At 73.0% G+C, this 18949-nt stretch carries 17 protein-coding genes and 1 tRNA gene; 14 read left to right on the forward strand and 4 right to left on the reverse strand.

Translation table 11 applies throughout. The features are described 5' to 3' along the window. Positions 1-35 precede the first annotated feature (35 nt). Entirely contained in the window at positions 36-656 is a 621-nt protein-coding gene (locus tag AQJ66_RS09380) for a 5-formyltetrahydrofolate cyclo-ligase (RefSeq protein WP_079060151.1), read from the reverse strand. A gap of 109 nt (positions 657-765) precedes the next feature. On the opposite strand from AQJ66_RS09380, the gene galU reads away from it, so the two are divergent. The 7 genes from galU (at position 766) to AQJ66_RS09415 (ending at position 6298) form a co-directional block, all read left to right on the forward strand. Beyond that, entirely contained in the window at positions 766-1677 is a 912-nt protein-coding gene (gene galU / locus AQJ66_RS09385; RefSeq protein WP_061919033.1) for a UTP--glucose-1-phosphate uridylyltransferase GalU, read from the forward strand. Further along, on the forward strand, positions 1674-2996 hold the full coding sequence (gene glp / locus AQJ66_RS09390; protein WP_061919036.1) for a molybdotransferase-like divisome protein Glp: 1323 nt from the start codon (positions 1674-1676) through the stop codon (positions 2994-2996). The genes galU and glp overlap by 4 nt, the downstream gene beginning before the upstream one ends. Positions 2997-3081: 85 nt before the next feature. Then, complete coding sequence (moaC, locus tag AQJ66_RS09395; protein ID WP_061919038.1) at positions 3082-3594, forward strand: cyclic pyranopterin monophosphate synthase MoaC; 513 nt, start codon at positions 3082-3084, stop codon at positions 3592-3594. After that, positions 3591-4094 (forward strand): MogA/MoaB family molybdenum cofactor biosynthesis protein, encoded by a 504-nt coding sequence (locus tag AQJ66_RS09400; RefSeq protein WP_061919040.1) that lies wholly within the window; start codon positions 3591-3593, stop codon positions 4092-4094. Before moaC ends, AQJ66_RS09400 begins: the two co-directional genes overlap by 4 nt. Before the next feature lie 20 nt (positions 4095-4114). Then, positions 4115-4753 carry a GNAT family N-acetyltransferase gene (locus tag AQJ66_RS09405; RefSeq protein ID WP_061919042.1) on the forward strand — a complete coding sequence of 213 codons (639 nt, stop codon included), beginning with the start codon at positions 4115-4117 and terminating at the stop codon, positions 4751-4753. Positions 4754-4925: 172 nt separating this feature from the next. Beyond that, positions 4926-6140, forward strand: coding sequence for a divisome protein SepX/GlpR (gene sepX / locus AQJ66_RS09410; protein ID WP_208611318.1), 1215 nt, complete (start codon positions 4926-4928; stop codon positions 6138-6140). 84 nt (positions 6141-6224) lie between these two features. Then, a tRNA-Ala gene (locus AQJ66_RS09415) sits at positions 6225-6298 on the forward strand. Between the two features lie 131 nt (positions 6299-6429). Here the strand turns inward: AQJ66_RS09415 and AQJ66_RS09420 are convergent. After that, on the reverse strand, positions 6430-6906 hold the full coding sequence (locus AQJ66_RS09420) for a GNAT family N-acetyltransferase (RefSeq protein ID WP_208611319.1): 477 nt from the start codon (positions 6904-6906) through the stop codon (positions 6430-6432). Positions 6907-6974: 68 nt separating this feature from the next. Here AQJ66_RS09420 and AQJ66_RS09425 point away from each other — a divergent pair, with 68 nt between their 5' ends. After that, positions 6975-7778, forward strand: coding sequence for an exodeoxyribonuclease III (locus tag AQJ66_RS09425; RefSeq protein WP_061919046.1), 804 nt, complete (start codon positions 6975-6977; stop codon positions 7776-7778). Between the two features lie 18 nt (positions 7779-7796). Here AQJ66_RS09425 and AQJ66_RS09430 read toward each other — a convergent pair whose 3' ends face one another. Continuing rightward, the gene (locus AQJ66_RS09430; RefSeq protein WP_061919401.1) at positions 7797-8417 is read right to left on the reverse strand and encodes a MerR family transcriptional regulator; all 621 of its coding nucleotides are present in this window, start codon (positions 8415-8417) and stop codon (positions 7797-7799) included. 189 nt (positions 8418-8606) lie between these two features. Here AQJ66_RS09430 and AQJ66_RS09435 point away from each other — a divergent pair, with 189 nt between their 5' ends. The 4 genes from AQJ66_RS09435 (at position 8607) to AQJ66_RS09450 (ending at position 12343) form a co-directional block, all read left to right on the forward strand. Then, positions 8607-10157 (forward strand): flavin-containing monooxygenase, encoded by a 1551-nt coding sequence (locus tag AQJ66_RS09435; protein WP_061919048.1) that lies wholly within the window; start codon positions 8607-8609, stop codon positions 10155-10157. Continuing rightward, a complete protein-coding gene (locus AQJ66_RS09440; protein WP_061919050.1) occupies positions 10154-11110 on the forward strand; it encodes an alpha/beta fold hydrolase in 957 nt (318 codons plus the stop codon). The genes AQJ66_RS09435 and AQJ66_RS09440 overlap by 4 nt, the downstream gene beginning before the upstream one ends. Then, the gene (locus tag AQJ66_RS09445; protein ID WP_061919052.1) at positions 11107-11991 is read left to right on the forward strand and encodes an SDR family oxidoreductase; all 885 of its coding nucleotides are present in this window, start codon (positions 11107-11109) and stop codon (positions 11989-11991) included. Before AQJ66_RS09440 ends, AQJ66_RS09445 begins: the two co-directional genes overlap by 4 nt. 133 nt (positions 11992-12124) lie before the next feature. After that, the gene (locus tag AQJ66_RS09450; protein ID WP_061919054.1) at positions 12125-12343 is read left to right on the forward strand and encodes a hypothetical protein; all 219 of its coding nucleotides are present in this window, start codon (positions 12125-12127) and stop codon (positions 12341-12343) included. Positions 12344-12521: 178 nt separating this feature from the next. Here AQJ66_RS09450 and AQJ66_RS09455 read toward each other — a convergent pair whose 3' ends face one another. Next, entirely contained in the window at positions 12522-15815 is a 3294-nt protein-coding gene (locus AQJ66_RS09455; RefSeq protein ID WP_061919056.1) for a S41 family peptidase, read from the reverse strand. A 181-nt stretch (positions 15816-15996) separates the two neighbouring features. Between AQJ66_RS09455 and AQJ66_RS09460 the strand changes: the two genes are divergently transcribed. Both AQJ66_RS09460 and AQJ66_RS09465 read left to right on the forward strand, forming a co-directional pair. Beyond that, positions 15997-16596: a TetR/AcrR family transcriptional regulator gene (locus AQJ66_RS09460; RefSeq protein WP_061919059.1), complete on the forward strand. Its 600-nt coding sequence runs from the start codon at positions 15997-15999 to the stop codon at positions 16594-16596. 102 nt (positions 16597-16698) lie between these two features. Further along, positions 16699-18918: an MMPL family transporter gene (locus tag AQJ66_RS09465; RefSeq protein ID WP_061919061.1), complete on the forward strand. Its 2220-nt coding sequence runs from the start codon at positions 16699-16701 to the stop codon at positions 18916-18918. Positions 18919-18949 lie beyond the last annotated feature (31 nt).

The raw sequence follows: 18949 nt of genomic DNA on the forward strand, positions 1-18949 counted from the left end.
GTGGAGGGCCGTTTCCCGTACCAGGCACACCGGGCTCAGCCGCGCGGGAAGCGGCGCACCCCCGAGGGCGTCACCACCGCGTGCACCGGCCGGTCGTGGGCCTCCGCGGGGACGCGGGCGACGACCTCGGTGTCGTAGAGGAGCACCACGAGCGCGGGGCGCGCGCCCGCGCGCTCCAGCCGGTCGAGGACCCGGTCGTACGACCCTCCGCCGCGGCCCAGGCGCATCCCGCGCGCGTCGACCGCGAGCCCGGGCAGCAGCACGACGTCCGCCGCGGTCACCGCGGCCGGCCCGAGGCGTTCCCCGGACGGCTCGAACAGGGCCATCTTCCCGCCGTGTCGGACGCGCGCGAGGGAGTCGGGGCCGGCGTACTCGCCCCAGTCCAGGTCGTTGTCGGGCAGCAGGGCGGGCAGCAGGACGCGCACCCCCCGCGCGCGCAGGGCGTCCAGCAGCGCCAGGGTGCCGGGCTCGCCGCCGACGGAGACGTACGCCGCGACCGTGCGCGCACCCGCCAGTTCGGGCAGTCCGAGGGCGCGCTCGGCCAGCGCGTCGCCCGCCGCCCGAACGACATCTCCCGGCAACCCGCTCCTCACCGCGAGGAACTCCCGCCGCCATGTGCGCTTGTCAGGATCGGCCCCGCGTCCGTCGTGTTCCACTGGTCGTTCCCGCGCCTTTCTTCATGTGCTCGCACGCGATGTGCTCATATGAGGGCCAACTCACCGGAGCCACAGATTCCCCACAAAGGCACCGGATAAAGTTGCGGACATGACTCAGTCCCACCCCCGGATCAGTAAGGCTGTCATTCCCGCGGCAGGCCTTGGCACCCGGTTCCTCCCGGCCACCAAAGCCACTCCCAAGGAGATGCTGCCGGTCGTCGACAAGCCCGCGATCCAGTACGTGGTCGAGGAGGCCGTGTCGGCGGGGCTCGACGACGTCCTCATGATCACCGGGCGCAACAAGCGCCCGCTGGAGGACCACTTCGACCGCAACTACGAGCTCGAGTCGGCGCTCGAGAAGAAGGGCGACGCCGAGCGGCTCGCGAAGGTGCAGGAGTCCAGCGACCTGGCCACCATGCACTACGTGCGCCAGGGCGACCCCCGGGGCCTCGGCCACGCGGTGCTGTGCGCCGCCCCGCACGTCGGCCAGGAGCCCTTCGCCGTGCTCCTCGGCGACGACCTGATCGACCCGCGCGACCCCCTGCTGCAGCGCATGATCGCGGTCCAGGAGCAGCACGGCGGCAGCGTGGTCGCCCTCATGGAGGTCGCGCCCGAGCAGGTCCACCTCTACGGCTGCGCGGCCGTGGAGACCACCGCCGAGGGCGACGTGGTTAGGGTGACCGGACTGGTCGAGAAGCCGGACCCGGCGGACGCCCCGTCGAACTACGCGATCATCGGCCGCTACGTCCTCGACCCGCACGTCTTCGACATACTGCGCAAGACCGAGCCCGGGCGCGGCGGCGAGATCCAGCTCACCGACGCCCTCCAGCAGCTCGCCCAGGACGAGAAGGTCGGCGGACCGGTGCACGGCGTCGTCTTCACGGGCCGCCGCTACGACACCGGCGACCGGAGCGACTATCTGCGTGCCATTGTCAGACTCGCGTGCGAACGTGAGGACCTGGGCCCGGACTTCCGGACCTGGCTCCGCAGTTACGTAGCCGAGGAGATGCAGCAGAGTTGAGCAGCGCCGCGACCCGCCCCGCCGGCCCGGACGACCTGTGGTCGGTGGACGAGCACCTGGAGGACATCCTCGCCACGGTCCGCCCCCTGGAGCCCATCGAACTGCACCTGCTCGACGCCCAGGGCTGCGTCCTGGTCGACGACGTCACGGTGCCGGTGGCCCTGCCGCCGTTCGACAACAGCTCCATGGACGGGTACGCGGTGCGGGTCGCGGACGTGGCGGGCGCCAGTGAGGAGTTCCCGGCCGTCCTGGAGGTCGTCGGGGACGTCGCGGCGGGCGCGGGCGGCCTGCTCCGGGTCGGCCCCGGCCAGGCGGCCCGCATCATGACCGGCGCCCCGCTGCCGCCGGGCGCCGAGGCCGTCGTCCCCGTGGAGTGGACCGACGGAGGGCTCGGCGAGGGCCCCGTGACCGGGATGCGGGCCCGCAGCCTGGCCCCCGAGGGCGCCCAGGGGCAGGTGCGCGTGCACCGCCCCGCCGAGGCGCGCGCGCACGTACGCGCCCAGGGCAGCGACGTGAAGGCCGGCGACCTCGCCCTGGAGGCCGGCACGGTCCTCGGCCCGCCGCAGATCGCGCTGCTCGCCGCGATCGGCCGGGGCACGGTCCGGGTGCGCCCGCGCCCGCGCGTGGTCGTCATGTCCACCGGCAGCGAACTCGTCCAGCCCGGCGAGGAACTGGGCCCCGGCCGGATCTACGACTCCAACAGCTTCGCCCTCACCGCGGCCGCCCGGGACGCCGGCGCCATCGCCTACCGGGTCGGCGCCGTCGCCGACGACGCCGACACCCTGCGCGCCGCCATCGAGGACCAGCTCATCCGCGCCGACCTGCTGGTGACCACCGGCGGGGTGAGCGTCGGAGCGTACGACGTGGTCAAGGAGGCGCTGTCGTACGCCGGGGACGAGGACGAGCCCGGCAGCGGAGTGGAGTTCCGCAGGCTCGCCATGCAGCCCGGCAAACCCCAGGGCTTCGGCTCCATCGGCCGCGACCACACCCCGCTGCTGGCCCTGCCGGGCAACCCGGTGTCGTCGTACGTCTCCTTCGAGCTGTTCGTCCGCCCCGCGATCCGCACCCTGATGGGCCTGGACGACGTCCACCGGCCCCGCACCCGGGCCACCCTGAGAACCGACCGGGCGCTCGGCTCCCCGAAGGGCCGCCGGCAGTTTCTGCGCGGCACGTACGCCGACGGCGAGGTCACCCCCGTCGGCGGCGCCGGCTCCCACCTGATCGGGGCGCTCGCGCGCGCCGACGCACTGATCGTCGTCCCCGAGGACACCGAGTCCGTGGCGCCCGGGGCCGAGGTCGAGGTGGTCCTGCTCGGCTGAGCCCGACCGGTTGGCGGTACCGTGTCGCGCACAGCAGGCCCCAGCACCGCACCGCGACGGGCCCGGACCGGGAGCGCCACACCGCATGACTGAGCCTTCCCGGGGGGAGACCCCCGGAGCCCCTGCACAGGACCACCTGACCCACCTCGACGAGGCGGGCGCGGCCCGCATGGTCGACGTGTCCGGCAAGGACGTGACCGCGCGCACCGCGCGCGCGAGCGGCCGCGTCCTGGTGTCACCCCGCGTGGTCGAGCTGCTGCGCGGGGAGGGCGTCCCCAAGGGCGACGCCCTGGCCACCGCGCGCATCGCGGGCATCATGGGCGCCAAGCGCACGCCGGACCTGATCCCCCTGTGTCACCCGCTGTCGGTGTCCGGTGTGAAACTGGACCTGTCGGTCGCGGACGACGCCGTGGAGATCTGGGCCACCGTGAGGACGACGGACCGCACGGGCGTCGAGATGGAGGCCCTCACCGCGGTCTCCGTCGCCGCGCTCACCGTGATCGACATGGTCAAGGCGGTCGACAAGGGAGCGGTCATCACGGACGTGAGGGTCGAGGAGAAGACGGGCGGCAAGTCGGGCGACTGGAGCCGGTCATGAGCTACCGCGCGCTGGTGGTCACCGCCTCCAACCGGGCTGCCTCGGGCGTCTACGAGGACAAGGGCGGCCCGCTGGTCGCCGACGGCCTGAAGGGCTTCGGGTTCAGCGTCGACGGCCCCCGGGTCGTGCCCGACGGCGACCCGGTGGCTGCGGCCCTGCGCGCCGCCGTCGAGGCCGGGTACGACGTCGTCGTCACCACCGGCGGCACCGGCATCTCGCCCACGGACCGCACCCCCGAGGCGACCCGGAGCGTCATCGACCACGAGGTGCCGGGCATCGCCGAGGCCATCCGCGCCTTCGGCCGGGAGAAGGTGCCGACCGCGGCGCTGTCCCGGGGCCTGGCCGGGGTGGCCGGGCGGACGCTGATCGTCAACCTGCCGGGCTCCACCGGCGGGGTCCGGGACGGGCTGGCCGTCCTGGAGCCCCTGCTGGCGCACGCCGTCGACCAGATCCGCGGCGGCGACCACCCGAGACCCGCCGGTAGTGGGGGTGCGAGCTGAACAGCCCTTCCTGGCCCGTCGTGCTGGCGGACGGTGACGTCGTCCTCCGCCCGATAAGGCTGCGCGACCAGCGGGTCTGGCGTGAGGTGAACCGGCGCAACCGGGAGTGGCTGCGCCCCTGGGAGGCGACCATCCCGCCGCCCACGCCGAGCGGCCCGATCGTGCACCGGCCGACGTACCGCCAGATGGTGCGGCACCTGCGCTCGGAGGCCAACGCGGGCCGGATGCTGCCGTTCGTCATCGAGTACCAGGGGCAGCTCGTCGGGCAGTTGACGGTCGCCGGGATCACCTGGGGCTCGATGTGCTCGGGGCACGTCGGCTACTGGGTGGACGAGTCGGTGGCCGGACGCGGTGTCATGCCGACGGCCGTCGCCCTCGCGGTGGACCACTGTTTCCGTACCGTCGGGCTGCACCGCGTCGAGGTCTGCATTCGCCCCGAGAACCGGCCCAGCCGCCGGGTCGTGGAGAAACTCGGATTCCGCGAGGAGGGGCTCAGGCCGCGTTATCTGCACATCGACGGAGCCTGGCGCGACCACCTCGTCTTCGCGCTCACCGCGGAGGAAGTGCCCGAGGGGCTGCTCGGGCGCTGGCGGCGGACCCGTTCCGCGCGCGAGCAGCGCGCCTCGGGACCGGGGAATCCCGCCTGGCCCGGAAATTGAATAAGTGTTCGAAATTGATCGGCCGATGACCGTCTCCGGACATTCATTTCGCGACTTCGGCGGTCCGCTGATCGCATCGATGGCAAAAAAAGCTGGAAATATCAGCCGGATCGTGCGACACACCGGCGCAATTGGCAGATGGCCTCACGCAAACCCCTCTACCGTGTGAGGCGTGAGCAGCAGCGGCCTCATCTACGCAGTCATCGTCGGGGCCTGGGCCGCCTACTTGGTGCCGATGTGGCTCCGTAGGCAGGACGAGCTGAACGAGGCCCGTCCGACGGAACGCTTCAGTACAGCCATCCGGCTGCTGTCCGGACGGGCGGGCATGGAGCGCCGGTACGCCAAGGACCTGCGGGCGCGCTCCACCCAGGAGGGGGAGCCGGACGCCGGGGATCCGGACGCCGCCACCGACTCGGTGGACGTCCGGGCCTTCGCCATGCCTCCGACCCGCCGTCAGGTCCGGGTGGACACCGGCCCGCAGACGGCCGGGCGGGCGGAACCGGCGCGCGAGCAGCACGCCGCCCCGGCACCCGCTCCGGCGCCCACCCCGGCACCCCGGACGGCTCCCGCCGCCGGCACCGTGCCCGCGCAGAAACGCGGACCGGCCGAGCGGCACTCCCCGTCGGGGCAGGCGGCAGCGGCACGCGCCCGGCGCTCGAAGGTGCTCGCGCGCCGCCGGCGCACCACCGTGATGCTCTTCCTCGCCTTCACCCTCGGCGCGATCGTCGCCGCTGTGGGCGGCCTCGCGTTCCTGTGGGCCCCCGGCGTCCCCGCCGTCATGCTCAGCGCGTACATCGCCTACCTGCGCTCCCAGGAACGCCGCCGCTTCGCCTACCAGATGGACCGCCGGCAGGCCGAGGCCGCGGCCCAGCGCCTGCGCGAGCGCCAGCCGCGCCGGCGCGCGCCCCTGGAGGGGGGTGCCACGGCCGGCGACACGGACGAGGGACCGGGGACCGAGACCGACCCCGGCCTTTCCGCGCTCGCCGCCGACCGCCGCGCCCTCGTCGAGCAGACCGACCACGCCGAGTGGGTCGACCAGCAGCGCGAACGCCGGCAGCGGCCCGGCCACGGCGACAGCTGGGACCCGGTGCCGGTCCCCCTGCCGACGTACGTCACCGCACCGGTCGCGCCCCGCGCGACCAGCGACGTGGACCTCGGGGCGCCGGACACCTGGAGTTCGGCGCGCAGCAGTTCGGTCGTTCCGGAGCAGGAGGCGCACCACGCGCCGCAGGCCGGGGCGGAGGAACCCCCGTTCGAGGAGAAGCCGGCGGACGGCCGCACCGACGCCCGCCGCGCCGCCTCCGCCCGCCGGGCCCGCGGCCGCGGCCGCACCCCCCTCTTCGACCAGTACGAGGACGGCGGCCGGCCGCGCGCGGCCAACGAGTGAGGCCCCCGGGAGCCCGCCCCTGACCAGTCAGGGAACGGATTTCCAAGCACCCCGGCGGGGATGCTAGAGTTTCACTCGTTGCAAGGGCCTGTGGCGCAGTCCGGTAGCGCACCTCGTTCGCATCGAGGGGGCCAGGGGTTCAAATCCCCTCAGGTCCACGCAGCACGAGATCCCGATCAGACGGTCACCGTCAGGTCGGGATCTCGTCGTTTTCGCGCCGATGAGTCGGTGCGCCGGGGCGCCCACCACTTCCCGGGTGGCGAACAGCCCCTCCAGGCGCCGAAGTCGCTCACAGCCGCTTCGCGTAGCAGCGGCTCTCCTCGTGGTGGCGGTAGTAGCCGAACTTGGTGCAGGGCTCGTAGCCGGCGGAGGTGTACAGGGCGATGGCCTCCGGCTGCTTGGTGCCGGTCTCCAGGACCATGCGGACGCGGCCGGCCGTGCGGGCGTCCTCCTCCAGGGCCGCGAGCATCCGGCGGGCCAGGCCCCGGCCGCGCATCTGCGCGACCACGAACATCCGCTTCAGCTCCGCGTCGCCGTCCTCGTTGCCCACGCCGTTGCTGTCCTGGCTGCGCCAGCCGCCGGTGGCCACCGGGCGGTCGCGGTCGTCGTACGCGATCAGGTACACGCCCCGGGGCGGGTCGAAGTCGGTCGCGGCGAGGACGGTGGCGTCGCCGTCGTCGCCGTAGCGCAGGGCGTACTCGGCCTGGACCTCGTCGTTCAGCTTGACGGCGTCGGGATGGTCGAATCGGACGCGACGAATATTCATGCTAGGCATCGTACTTCTATGCAGAGGATGGGATCGGGACCCGTCCAGTGTGCCGGTATCGTGCCCTGGTGCTGACTGTGACCTCGGTGAACGTGAACGGACTGCGGGCCGCCGCCAAGAAGGGCTTCGTGGAGTGGCTGGCCGGCACCTCCGCGGACGTCGTCTGCCTGCAGGAGGTGCGCGCCGAGCCGCACCAGCTGTCCGAGGAGGTGCGGCAGCCCGACGGCTGGCACGTCGTGCACGCCCCGGCCGCCGCCAAGGGCCGCGCCGGCGTCTCCCTCTACACGCGCCGCGAGCCCGACCGCGTCCAGGTCGGTTTCGGCTCCGCCGAGTTCGACGGCGCGGGCCGGTACGTCGAGGCCGACCTGCCCGGTGTCACCGTCGCCTCCCTCTACCTGCCCTCCGGCGAGGTCGGCACCGAGCGGCAGGACGAGAAGCTCCGGTTCATGGGGGAGTTCCTGGCCTACCTGAAGGAGCTGCGGGAGCGGGCCGCCGCCGACGGCCGCGACGTCCTCGTCTGCGGCGACTGGAACATCGCCCACCAGCAGGCCGACCTGAAGAACTGGCGCGGCAACACCAGGAACTCCGGCTTCCTGCCCGAGGAACGGGACTGGCTCGGACGGGTGCTCGCGGGTGGTGACGGTGGCTACGTGGACGTCGTCCGCGCCCTGCACCCCGGCGTGGAGGGGCCGTACACGTGGTGGTCGTACCGGGGGCGGGCCTTCGACAACGATTCCGGATGGAGGATCGACTACCACGTCTCCACGCCCGGGCTCGCGGGCAGGGCGGTCAAGGCCGTCGTCGAGCGGGCCGCCACGCATGCCGAGCGGTGGTCCGACCACGCGCCGGTGACCGTCGTCTACGACCGCTAGCGGAAACGGCCCTCACGGTCAGTCCCGTTTCGTCATCCGCCGGTCCATCGCCAGCGACAGTTCCGCCTCCACCACGCTGCGGGCCAGCGGGCGCAGGCGGTGGAGGTCCTCCTCGGGGGCGTGGCGGAGGATCAGGTCGGCGAAGAGGGCGGCCAGGGCCTCGGCGTGTTCGCGGACGCGGGCGCCGGCGGTGAGGACCTCGGCGAGCGGGATGCCCTCGCGGACCAGCGCGGAGGAGACGTCCAGCAGGCGGCGGCTGATGTGGACGATCTGGTCGCCGTCGGTGCCGAGGTAGCCGAGGTCCATGGCGGCGGCCAGGTTCTCGGGGGTGACCTCGCCCTCGAAGCGGGCGGCGAGTTCCTCGGGGGTGAGGCGGATCGGTTCCTCTTCGGTGGGGGTGCCGACGCCGAGCAGGTCGGCGACGTCGCGGCCCTGGTCGAGGGCCTCGGCGAGTTCGGCGATGCCGTTCAGGGTGTGGCCGCGCTCCAGCAGGGCGGCGATGGTGCGCAGGCGGGCCAGGTGGTGGTCGTCGTACCAGGCGATACGGCCCTCCCGGCGGGGCGGTGGGATCAGCTTGCGCTCACGGTAGAAACGCAGGGTGCGCACGGTGATGCCGGCCAGGCGGGCCAGTTCCTCCATGCGGTACTCGCGCCGCGCCGCCGGCCCGGCCTCCGGGTGTTCCGCTTCCTCTGCCACAGTCGCAGCCTAGGGTGTACCGCCGGTAACTTTCCTTCCCGCACCCCCTACCGCTCGGTACGGAGCTGCTCTACAGTCCCATTGCGCCAGTGTTCACTGGCAGGGTCCGAGGCGATGCGTGGAGGCGTCGGGATGGCCGAGCACGAGCATGTACGGGTGGCGGTGATCGGGTCCGGGTTCGGCGGGCTGGGGGCCGCGGTGCGGCTGCGCCGGGAGGGGATCACCGACTTCGTCGTCCTGGAGCGGGCCGACAGCGTCGGCGGCACCTGGCGGGACAACAGCTATCCCGGGTGCGCCTGCGACGTGCCCTCCCACCTGTACTCCTTCTCCTTCGCCCCCAACCCCGACTGGCCGCGCACCTTCTCCGGGCAGGAGCACATCCGCGCCTACCTGGAGCACGTCACCGACACCTTCGGACTGCGCCCGCACATCCGCTTCGACTCCGAGGTGAAGATGATGCGCTGGGACGGCGAGAACCTGCGGTGGGAGATCGAGACCGCCCGCGGCACGCTCACCGCCGACGTCGTCGTCTCCGCCACCGGGCCGCTGTCCGAGCCGAGGATCCCCGAGATCCCCGGGCTCGCCTCCTTCCCGGGCAAGGTCTTCCACTCCGCCCGCTGGGACCACGACTACGACCTGCGCGGCAAGCGCGTCGCCATGGTCGGCACCGGCGCCTCCGCCATTCAGATCGTGCCCGCCATCCAGCCCCGGGTCGGCCGGCTCACCCTCTTCCAGCGCACCCCGGCCTGGGTCATGCCCCGGGTGGACCGCGCCATCGGCGGCGCCGAACGCCGGCTGCACCGGGCGCTGCCCTTCACCACCCAGGTGCGGCGCGGGGTGCTGTGGGGCATCCGGGAGCTGCAGGTGCAGGCGTTCACCAAGCACCCCGACGAACTCGGCCTGGTCGAGCGGCTCGCGAAGCGCAACATGGCCCGCGCCGTCAAGGACCCGGCCCTGCGCGCCAAGCTGACCCCCGACTACCGCATCGGCTGCAAGCGGATCCTGCTGTCCAGCGCGTACTACCCGGCACTGGCCCGGCCCAACGTCGACGTGGTCGCGAGCGGGCTGAGCGAGGTCCGCGGCTCGACGGTCGTCGCCGCCGACGGCACCGAGGCCGAGGTCGACGCGATCATCTTCGGTACGGGCTTCCACGTCACGGACATGCCGATCGCCGAGCGGGTGGTCGGGGCGGAGGGCCGCACGCTCGCCGAGTCCTGGAAGGACGGCATGCGGGCCCTGCGCGGCGCCTCGGCGGCCGGGTTCCCGAACTTCATGACGATCATCGGGCCGAACACCGGCCTCGGGAACTCCTCCATGATCCTCATGATCGAGTCCCAGCTGAACTATCTGGCGGACTACATGCGCCAGTTGGACGTCCTGGGGGTCCCCCCAGGCCCTCAGGGCACCGGGGGAGGCCGCACGGCCCTCGATGCCCGGCCGGCGGCCGTCGAGGACTGGAACGACCGGGTCCAGGAGCGCATGAAGCGGACCGTGTGGAACACCGGCGGCTGCACCAGCTGGTACCTCGACCCGAGCGGCCGCAACACCACCATCTGGCCCGGTACGACCACCGAGTTCCGGCGCGCGACCCGGCGGGTCGACCTGGCGGAGTACGAGCTGCTGCGCAGGCCGGGAACGCCCGCCGCGCGGACGGCCGGCGAGAAGAGCGAGGCCGTCGCATGAGCCGCGGCCTCTCCGTGGCCACCGGCCCGTACGCCCCGCCCACCCCCGCCCGCACCCTCACCGCCGTCTCCGCCGACGGGGCGCCGCTGCACGTCGAGGTGCACGGACCCGACGACGCGCCCGCGGTCGTCCTCTCCCACGGCTGGACCTGCTCGACCGCCTTCTGGGCGGCGCAGATACGGGAGTTGGCCACCGGGCACCGGCTGATCGCCTACGACCAGCGCGGGCACGGGCGCAGTCCCGCGAGCCCCGCCTGCACCACCGACGCGCTCGCGGACGACCTCGAGGCGGTCCTCGCGCAGACGCTCGCGCCGGGGGAGAAGGCCCTGGTCGTCGGCCACTCCATGGGCGGCATGACGGTCATGGCGGCCGCCGCGCGCCCCCGATTCCGCGAGCACGCGGCCGCCGTCCTGCTGTGCAGCACGGGCAGTTCCCGGCTGGTCGCCGAGTCGCTGGTGGTGCCGCTGCGCGCCGGCCGGACGCGCACCTGGATCACCGGGCGCATCCTCGGTTCGCGTGCCCCCCTCGGGCCGGTGACGCCGCTCGCGATGCGGATCCTCAAGTACGGCACCATGGGCGCCGGTTCCGCCCCGCACATGGTGGAGGCCTGCGCGCGGATCGTGCACGCCTGCCCGCGCGCCGTGCGCCACGCCTGGGCCGGTGTGCTCGCCGCACTCGACCTGGACCACGGCGTACGGCAGTTGCACGCGCCCACCGCGGTGGTGCACGGCGCGTCCGACCGGCTCACGCCCCCCGTGCACGCCCGCGCGCTGGCCGCCGCACTGCCGCACTGCGTCGGCCTCACCGAACTGCCCGGTGTCGGCCACATGACCCCCATCGAGGCTCCCGGTCAGGTGACCGCCAGGATCCGCGAACTCGTCACCACCTACGTCACCGGAACCGCCACCGGGTCCGGGTCCATCCCCGTGCAGGACATCAAGGAGGGCGCATGAGCAGGGTCGGTCTCCAGGGGCAGGTCGCCGTCGTGACCGGAGCGGCGCGCGGCGTCGGCGAACTGCTGGCGCGCAAGCTCTCCGCGCGCGGCGCGAAGGTGGCGCTGGTCGGTCTGGAGGAGGAGGCGCTCAAGGAGGTCTCCGGGCGGCTGCACGGCGACAGCGCCTACTGGTACGCCGACGTCACCGACCACGAGACGATGAGCCGGGTCGCGCAGGAGGTCAAGGAGCGGTTCGGCAAGGTGGACATCGTGGTCGCCAACGCCGGTGTGGCGACCGGCGGTCCGTTCGCCGACTCCGACCCGGTGGCCTGGCGGCGGGTGATCGAGGTCAACCTGATCGGCTCGGCGGTCACCGCCCGCGCGTTCCTGCCGGTGCTGGTCGAGAGCCGCGGCTACCTGCTGCAGATCGCCTCGCTGGCCGCGATGACCCCGGCGCCGATGATGAGCGCGTACTGCGCCTCCAAGTCCGGGGTGGAGGCGTACGCGCACAGTCTGCGCGCCGAGGTCGGCTACCAGGGCGTGGGCGTCGGCGTCGGCTACCTGTCCTGGACCGACACCGACATGGTGCGCGGCGCCGACCAGGACGACGTGATGCGGGAGCTGCGGCAGCGGCTGCCGTGGCCGTCGAACAAGACGTACCCGCTGGGCCCGGCGGTGGACCGGATCGTCGCCGGGATCGAGCGGCGCTCGGCGCACGTGTACGGGCAGTGGTGGCTGCGCGGCATGCAGGGCGTGCGCGGCTACCTTCCGGGGCTCATCGGGACCGTCGGGCAGCGCGAGATGCGGCGGTTCGCACCGCGCCTTCAGGGGATGCGGTCGGGACTCGTCGGCGCAGGTGGGGCGGCTGATGAGGAGGCTCGCGCTACGCACCGTAACTGATCGACATGCGCAGCGTGTTCGCCCGTGTGAATCTGGTCGAGGCCCCACCGAAGGGCCGAACCAGAGGGCGGTCCCCGGGGTCCGTCCCAGGGGCCGAGTCCCCCGCCCTCGCTCACCACAGGAGTGAACCCACATGGGTATGAAGGACCAGTTCCAGGAGAAGAAGCACCAGGCCGGCCAGAAGATGGGCGAGGCCCGTGAGCGGGCCGGCCAGCGCGGCCAGCAGCAGGGCCAGCACGGCGGCCGGCCGCAGGGCCAGCAGCCCGAGCGGAGCCGCGGCCAGAACCCTCGTGACATCGAGGGCACGGAGCGTGAGATGGAAGACCGCTTCGACGCGGACTACGACGCTTAGTCGCTGCGCTCGGCTTTGGCCGGTGTGATGGGGGTGCCCCTCGGATTCGTTCCGGGGGGCACCCCGCGTTGGTCTTCGGGGGGTGTGGTTGTGGTGCGTGCGTTGTCGGGTGCGGGCCGGTGGGGGCTTGTCGCGCGGTTCCCCGCGCCCCTGGGTGGGGATACGTCTCCTCCTTCGTCTACGAACCCGTTCTCGGGGGGAGTTTCGGGCGGGAGCGGTCCGGTACGTCGTTGTAGCCCGGTGGGGTGGCCGCGGGGTTGGCGTCCAGGAGGCGCAGGGCCAGTTCGACCGCGTCGGAGAGCTGGGCGTGGCGGCCCTCGGCCCAGTCCAGGGGGGTGCGCTCGATCTCCAGGTCGGGGGCGACGCCGTGGTTCTCCACGGACCAGCCGTAGGCGTCGAACCAGGCCGCGTTCATCGGCACCGTGATGACGGTGCCGTCGCCGAGGCGGTGCCGGCCGGTCATGCCGACGACGCCGCCCCAGGTGCGCTGGCCGACGACCGGGCCGAGTTTCAGCAGCTTGAAGGCGGCGGTGATCATGTCGCCGTCGGAGGATGTCGCCTCGTCCGCCAGGGCCACCACCGGGCCCCGGGGCGCGTTCGAGGTGTACGACACCGGCTGCGCGTCGCGGGTCAGGTCCCAGCCGAGGATCGGCCGGGTCAGCTTCTCGATGACGAGTTCGCTGATGTGCCCGCCCGCGTTGCCGCGCACGTCGACGATCAGCGCGGACCGCGACACCTCCATGCGCAGGTCCCGGTTGAACTGGGCCCAGCCCGAGCCGCCCATGTCGGGGATGTGCAGGTAGCCGCACGCGCCGTCGCTCAACTCGCGGACGACGGCCCGGCGTTTGGCCACCCAGTCCTGGTAGCGCAGCGGCCGCTCGTCGATCAGCGGGACGACGGCGACCCGCCGGGCCCGCCCCGGCTCGCCCGGCGGCGGGGTGAACGTCAGCTCCGTGGTCGTCCCGCCCGAGCCGGCGAGCAGCGGGTACGGTCCCGCCACCGGGTCGACCGGGCGGCCGTCCACGTGGGTCAGGACGGCGCCCTCGCGGATTCCCGTGCCGGCCAGCGGGGAGCGTGCCTTGGAGTCGGAGGAGTCGCCGGGCAGGATCCGCCTGACGGCCCAGCCCTCCTCCCGGCGGACGAAGTTGGCGCCGAGCAGGCCCTGCCAGCGCTGGTAGTGGGGCGGGCCCTCGTTGCGGCGGGCGGCGGTGACGTAGGCGTGCGAGGTGCCCAGCTCGCCGAGGACCTCGCGCAGCAGGTCGGCGAACTCGTCGGGGGAGGCGACGCGTTCGACCAGGGGCCGGTACTGGTCGAGGACCGCGTCCCAGTCGATGCCGCACATGCCCGGCTCCCAGAAGTAGGCGCGGATGAGCCGGCCTGCCTCGTCGTACGACTGGCGCCACTCGGCGCCCGGGTCGGCCTGGTGCACGATGCGGCGCAGGTCGATCCAGGCGGTCGAGTCGGCGTCGCCGGACTCGGTCGACGGCACCGCCCGCAGGTCGCCCTCGTCGACCACCACCAGCCGGGTGCCGTCGCCGCTGACCGCGAACCAGTCGAGGTGGTCGACCAGTTCGGACTTCTTCGCCTTGGTGATGGCGAAGTACTCCAGCGCCGGCCGTCCGGTGGTGTCGGCCGGGTTGGCGAAGGTCTCGCCGAGCGCGCCGGAGATCGGCCAGCGCAGCCAGACCAGCCCGCCGCCGGCGACCGGGCACAGGGCGGAGTACTTCGAGGCGATGACCGGGAACGGGGTCACCCGGTTCTCCAGCCCGGCCACCTCCACGGTGACCGTGCCGTGCTCGCCGGTCTCCTCGTCCGCCAGCGGGTCCAGCCCGCCGGCGGCCGGGCGGCCCTCGGGGTTCAGGGCGAAGGGGGAGGGGGTCGCCGAGGACAGCGGGACCAGGTACGGGCGGCAGCCCAGCGGGAAGGAGAGGTCGCCGGTGTGGACGTCGTACACCGGGTCGAAGCCGCGCCAGGACAGGAAGGCGAGGTAGCGGCCGTCCCGGGTGAAGACGGGGTTCTCGTCCTCGAAGCGGCCGTTGGTGACGTCGATGACGAGCCGGTCCTTGATGCGGGCCAGCTTGATCTGCCGCAGGGAGCGCCCTATGCCCGGGTGGGACCAGGTGATCCAGGCGCCGTCGGGGGAGAAGGCGAGGTCGCGGACCGGGCCGTTGTCCGACCGGACCAGCTCGGTGACCTCCTCACCGCCGGCCGCAGCCTGCTCGGTGGTGCCCTTCTCGCCGGTGGCGTCCTCCTCCGCCTGCTCCCCGGCGACGTCGATCAGCAGCAGCCGGCCGTCGTGCGAGGCCACGGCCACCCGCTCGCCCTGCGGGTCGCACACCAGCTCCAGCACCCGCCCCAGCTTCCCGGAGGCCAGCCGGCGCGTGGCCCGCTCCCCGCTGGCGCGGGGCAGCCGGGCGATCTCCAGGGCGTCCGCGCCCTCGGCGTCCGTCACGTACGCCACCTGCCCGGTCTCGCCGAGCATCTCCGGCAGCCGGACCCGGACGCCGGGCGTGTCCGTGATGGTGCGGGACGGGCCGTCCCGGTGGGTGAGCCAGTACAGGCTGCCGCGCACGACGACGGCGCTGGCCCGCCCGGTCTCGTCCACGGAGATGCCGTCCACGTTCTGCGCGGCGGGCACCTGGTAGCGGCGGCGCCCCGCGCGCGGGCCGCTCAGCCGGACGTCCAGCCGGCGTGGTCCGGTGCCGGCGGCGAGGTCGTCCACCAGCCACAGGTCGCCAGCGCACTGGTAGACCACCCGCGTGCCGTCACTGGCGGCGTGCCGGGCGTAGAAGGCGTCGTGGTCGGTGTGGCGGCGCAGGTCGGAGCCGTCGTGGGCGCAGGAGTAGAGGTTGCCGACGCCCTCGTGGTCGGAGAGGAAGGCGATCCGGCCGCCGGTGAACATGGGGCAGGCCAGGTGCCCGCCGATGTCCGGCAGCAGCCGCTGCCCGTGCAGCCACAGCCGGCCCGTGGCGCCGCCCCGGTAGCGCTTCCAGGAGGCCGGTTCGTGCGGCGGGGTGCCGGTGAGCAGCAGGGTCCGGTGCTGCCCGTCGACGTCGGCGACCTGGAGGTCGGAGACCGGCCCCCAGGGCAGCTTGCGCCCCGGGTCGCCGTCCGTGCCCACCTTGTAGGCCCAGGTGAAGTAGGAGAACGGCTCGCCGTGGGAGGCGACGGCCAGGATCTCGCCGTCCGGGTCCCAGCCGCAGACCCGGGTGTCCGGGCTGCCCCAGTAGGTCAGCTGGCGCGCGGGCCCGCCGTCGACGCCGACGAGGTGGATCTCGGGCACGAGGCTGCGCCAGGACGTGTACGCGAGGTGGCGGCCGTCCGGTGAGAAGCGCGGGTGGCCGGCCTTGGTGCGGTCCACGGTGAGCCGCCAGGCGCGGCCCGGGGCGTCGAGGGGGGCCAGCCAGAGGTCGTCCTCGGTCACGAAGCTCAGCACGTCGCCGTGGAGGTGGGGAAAGCGCAGATAGCTCACCCTCCCCATGCTTTTCCGCGGGGCAAAGCCCAGCAACTCGTGGGAAAAAGGGGCGTCGCGGACCGGCGTGACCCGGGACACGTACGAAACTGTTTCGTTTCCTTGAGGGGCTGCGGTACATTCGTCACGTACGAAACCGTGTCGTTCGACAGCGGGCAGCCGCGTCGGGAAGGTGAGAGCCATGGCTGAGGTCGCCGCCGCGCGTCGCAGTCGGATCACGCCCGAACGCGAGGCCGAGTTGTACGAGGCGGTGCTCGACCTGCTCCGGGAGGTCGGCTACGACGCCCTCACCATGGACGCCGTCGCCGCCCGCACCCGGTCCAGCAAGGCCACCCTCTACCGCCAGTGGGGCGGCAAGGCCGAACTGGTGGCCAGGGCGATCCGGCACAGCAAGCCGGGCAGCATCGCCGACGTCGACACCGGGTCGCTGCGGGGCGACTTCCACGCCCTGGTGACCCGCGAGGACGACTGCACCATGGAGCAGAACAACGCGCTGATGCGGGGTCTGGCCATGGCGACCCACACCAACCCCGACCTCCTGCGCGCCTTCCGGGAGCAGCTCGTGCAACCGGAGACCGAGGAGTTCCGGCGCGTGCTGGGGCGGGCCGTCGACCGCGGCGAGGTCCGCGCCGACAACCCGGCCCTGCCCTTCGTGGTGCACATGATGATCGGCGCGTTCGCGACGCGCGCGATCATCGACGACCAGCCGCCCACCCAGGCGTTCCTGCGGTCGTACATCGACGCCGTGGTCCTCCCCGCCCTCGGCGTCCCCACCTCCTGACCCCTCTCCCCAGCAAGCCCACCACCTGACGTCCCGCTCACGTCGTCGGGCTGATCACCCCTGCCCAGATGAACCCCACGACCTGACCGGGAGTACGTCTCCATGGCCACCTTCCTGTACCGACTCGGCCGTCTCGCCTTCCGGCGACGGCACTTCGTCGCCCTGATATGGGTGGCGCTGCTCACCCTCGCCGGGGTGGGCGCGGCCTCCGCCCCGGCCGCCGGGAACTCCTCCTTCTCCATCCCCGGCACGGAGGCCCAGAAGGCCTTCGACCTGCTGGAACAGCGCTTCCCCGGCATGAGCGCCGACGGCGCCACCGCACGCGTGGTCTTCAAGGCGCCGACCGGCGAGAAGATGACCGGCACGGACAACCGGAAAGCGGTGCGGCACACGGTCGCCGAGCTGCGCGACGGCTCCGAGGTCGTCTCCGTCACCGACCCCTACACCGCGCACGCCGTCAGCAAGGACGGCACGATCGCCTACGCCTCCGTGAAGTACGAGGTCTCCGGCATGGAGCTGAAGGACTCCTCCCGGGACGCGCTGAAGGCGGCCGCCCAGGACGCGCGCGACGCAGGGCTCACCGTCGAGGTCGGCGGTGACGCGCTGAACACCACGCCCGAGACCGGCTCCAGCGAGGTCATCGGCCTCGCGGTCGCCGCCGTGGTCCTCGTCATCACCTTCGGCTCGCTGCTCGCCGCCGGATTCCCGCTGCTCACCGCCGTGATCGGCGTCGGCATCGGCGTCTCCACGATCACCGCGCTCGCCAGTGCCCTGGACCTGGGCACCACCACCTCCACGCTGGCCTCGATGATCGGCCTCGCCGTCGGCATCGACTACGCCCTCTTCATCGTCTCCCGCTACCGCTCGGAGCTCGCCGAGGGCCGCGAGCGCGAGGAGGCGGCCGGACGGGCCGTCGGCACGGCGGGCTCGGCGGTGGTCTTCGCCGGTCTCACCGTCGTGATCGCCCTGGTCGGCCTGTCCGTGGTCGACATCCCGATGCTCACCAAGATGGGCGTCGCGGCCGCCGGCACGGTCGCCGTCGCGGTCCTCATCGCCCTCACCCTGATCCCGGCGCTGCTCGGATACGCCGGCCGCAGGATCCGCCCGGCCGGCCAGAAGAGCAGGCTCCTCGGCGGCGGCCGGGCACCGAAGAGGCCCGGCCGACCCAACATGGGCACCCGCTGGGCGAGCTTCGTCGTCCGCCGCCCGGTGGCGGTCCTGCTGCTGGGCGTGATCGGCCTCGGCGCGGCGGCGGTCCCGGCCGCCTCCCTCGAACTGGGCCTGCCGGACGACGGCTCCCAGCCGGTCTCCACCACCCAGCGCCGCGCCTACGACCTGCTCTCCGACGGCTTCGGCCCCGGCTTCAACGGCCCCCTGATGGTCGTCGTCGACGCCAAGGACAGCACGCACCCCAAGGCCGCCTTCACCCGGGTCGGCGACGAGATCAAGGGCCTGAAGGACGTCGTCACGGTCACCCCGGCCGCGCCCAACAAGGCGGGCGACACCGCGACGATCACCGTCGTCCCGGACTCCAAGCCGTCCTCCGTCAGCACCGAGGACCTCGTGCACGCCATCCGCGGCAAGGGCGCGGACGTCACCGCCGCGACCGGTGCCAAGGTGCTGGTCACCGGCTCCACCGCGATGAACATCGACGTCTCGCAGAAGCTGAACGACGCCCTGGTGCCCTACCTCGCGCTGGTCGTCGGCCTGGCGTTCCTGCTGCTCATCGTGGTGTTCCGGTCGATCCTCGTCCCGCTGAAGGCGGCCCTCGGCTTCCTGCTCAGCGTGCTGGCGGCCCTCGGCGCCGTGGTCGCGGTCTTCCAGTGGGGCTGGCTGTCGGGCCTGATGAACGTCGAGCAGACCGGCCCGGTGATGTCGATGATGCCGATCTTCATGGTGGGTGTCGTCTTCGGCCTCGCCATGGACTACGAGGTCTTCCTGGTGACCCGCATGCGCGAGGCGTACGTCCACGGGGAGAAGCCCGCCCAGGCCGTGGTCACGGGCTTCCGGCACGGCGCGCGGGTCGTCACCGCCGCCGCCGTCATCATGATCGCCGTCTTCTCCGGCTTCATCGGCTCCAGCGAGTCGATGGTCAAGATGATCGGCTTCGGCCTCGCGGTCGCCGTCCTCTTCGACGCGTTCGTCGTCCGCATGGCCGTCGTCCCGGCGGTGCTCGCCCTGCTCGGCCGCCGCGCCTGGTGGCTGCCGAAGTGGCTCGACCGCGCCCTGCCCAACGTGGACATCGAGGGCGAGGGCCTGCGCACGGCCGGCGACCGCAGGGACGCCGACCCCGACGGGCAGCGGGAACTGGTCCGCGTCTGACGCGCCGGCTCCGACACAGACCGGCCGGTGA

Origin of the sequence: Streptomyces bungoensis, assembly GCF_001514215.1 — a bacterium.
GTDB classification, from domain to species: Bacteria; Actinomycetota; Actinomycetes; order Streptomycetales; family Streptomycetaceae; genus Streptomyces; species Streptomyces bungoensis.

Excerpts from the sequence above, each read along its gene's own strand:
- AQJ66_RS09420 (WP_208611319.1), bottom strand. The coding sequence starts at position 6,906 with ATGAATATTCGTCGCGTCCGATTCGACCATCCCGACGCCGTCAAGCTG.
- galU (WP_061919033.1), top strand. The coding sequence starts at position 766 with ATGACTCAGTCCCACCCCCGGATCAGTAAGGCTGTCATTCCCGCGGCA.
- AQJ66_RS09460 (WP_061919059.1), top strand. The coding sequence starts at position 15,997 with ATGGCTGAGGTCGCCGCCGCGCGTCGCAGTCGGATCACGCCCGAACGC.
- AQJ66_RS09430 (WP_061919401.1), bottom strand. The coding sequence starts at position 8,417 with ATGGAGGAACTGGCCCGCCTGGCCGGCATCACCGTGCGCACCCTGCGT.
- AQJ66_RS09450 (WP_061919054.1), top strand. The coding sequence starts at position 12,125 with ATGGGTATGAAGGACCAGTTCCAGGAGAAGAAGCACCAGGCCGGCCAG.
- AQJ66_RS09400 (WP_061919040.1), top strand. The coding sequence starts at position 3,591 with ATGAGCTACCGCGCGCTGGTGGTCACCGCCTCCAACCGGGCTGCCTCG.
- AQJ66_RS09465 (WP_061919061.1), top strand. The coding sequence starts at position 16,699 with ATGGCCACCTTCCTGTACCGACTCGGCCGTCTCGCCTTCCGGCGACGG.
- AQJ66_RS09440 (WP_061919050.1), top strand. The coding sequence starts at position 10,154 with ATGAGCCGCGGCCTCTCCGTGGCCACCGGCCCGTACGCCCCGCCCACC.
- AQJ66_RS09435 (WP_061919048.1), top strand. The coding sequence starts at position 8,607 with ATGGCCGAGCACGAGCATGTACGGGTGGCGGTGATCGGGTCCGGGTTC.
- moaC (WP_061919038.1), top strand. The coding sequence starts at position 3,082 with ATGACTGAGCCTTCCCGGGGGGAGACCCCCGGAGCCCCTGCACAGGAC.
- AQJ66_RS09445 (WP_061919052.1), top strand. The coding sequence starts at position 11,107 with ATGAGCAGGGTCGGTCTCCAGGGGCAGGTCGCCGTCGTGACCGGAGCG.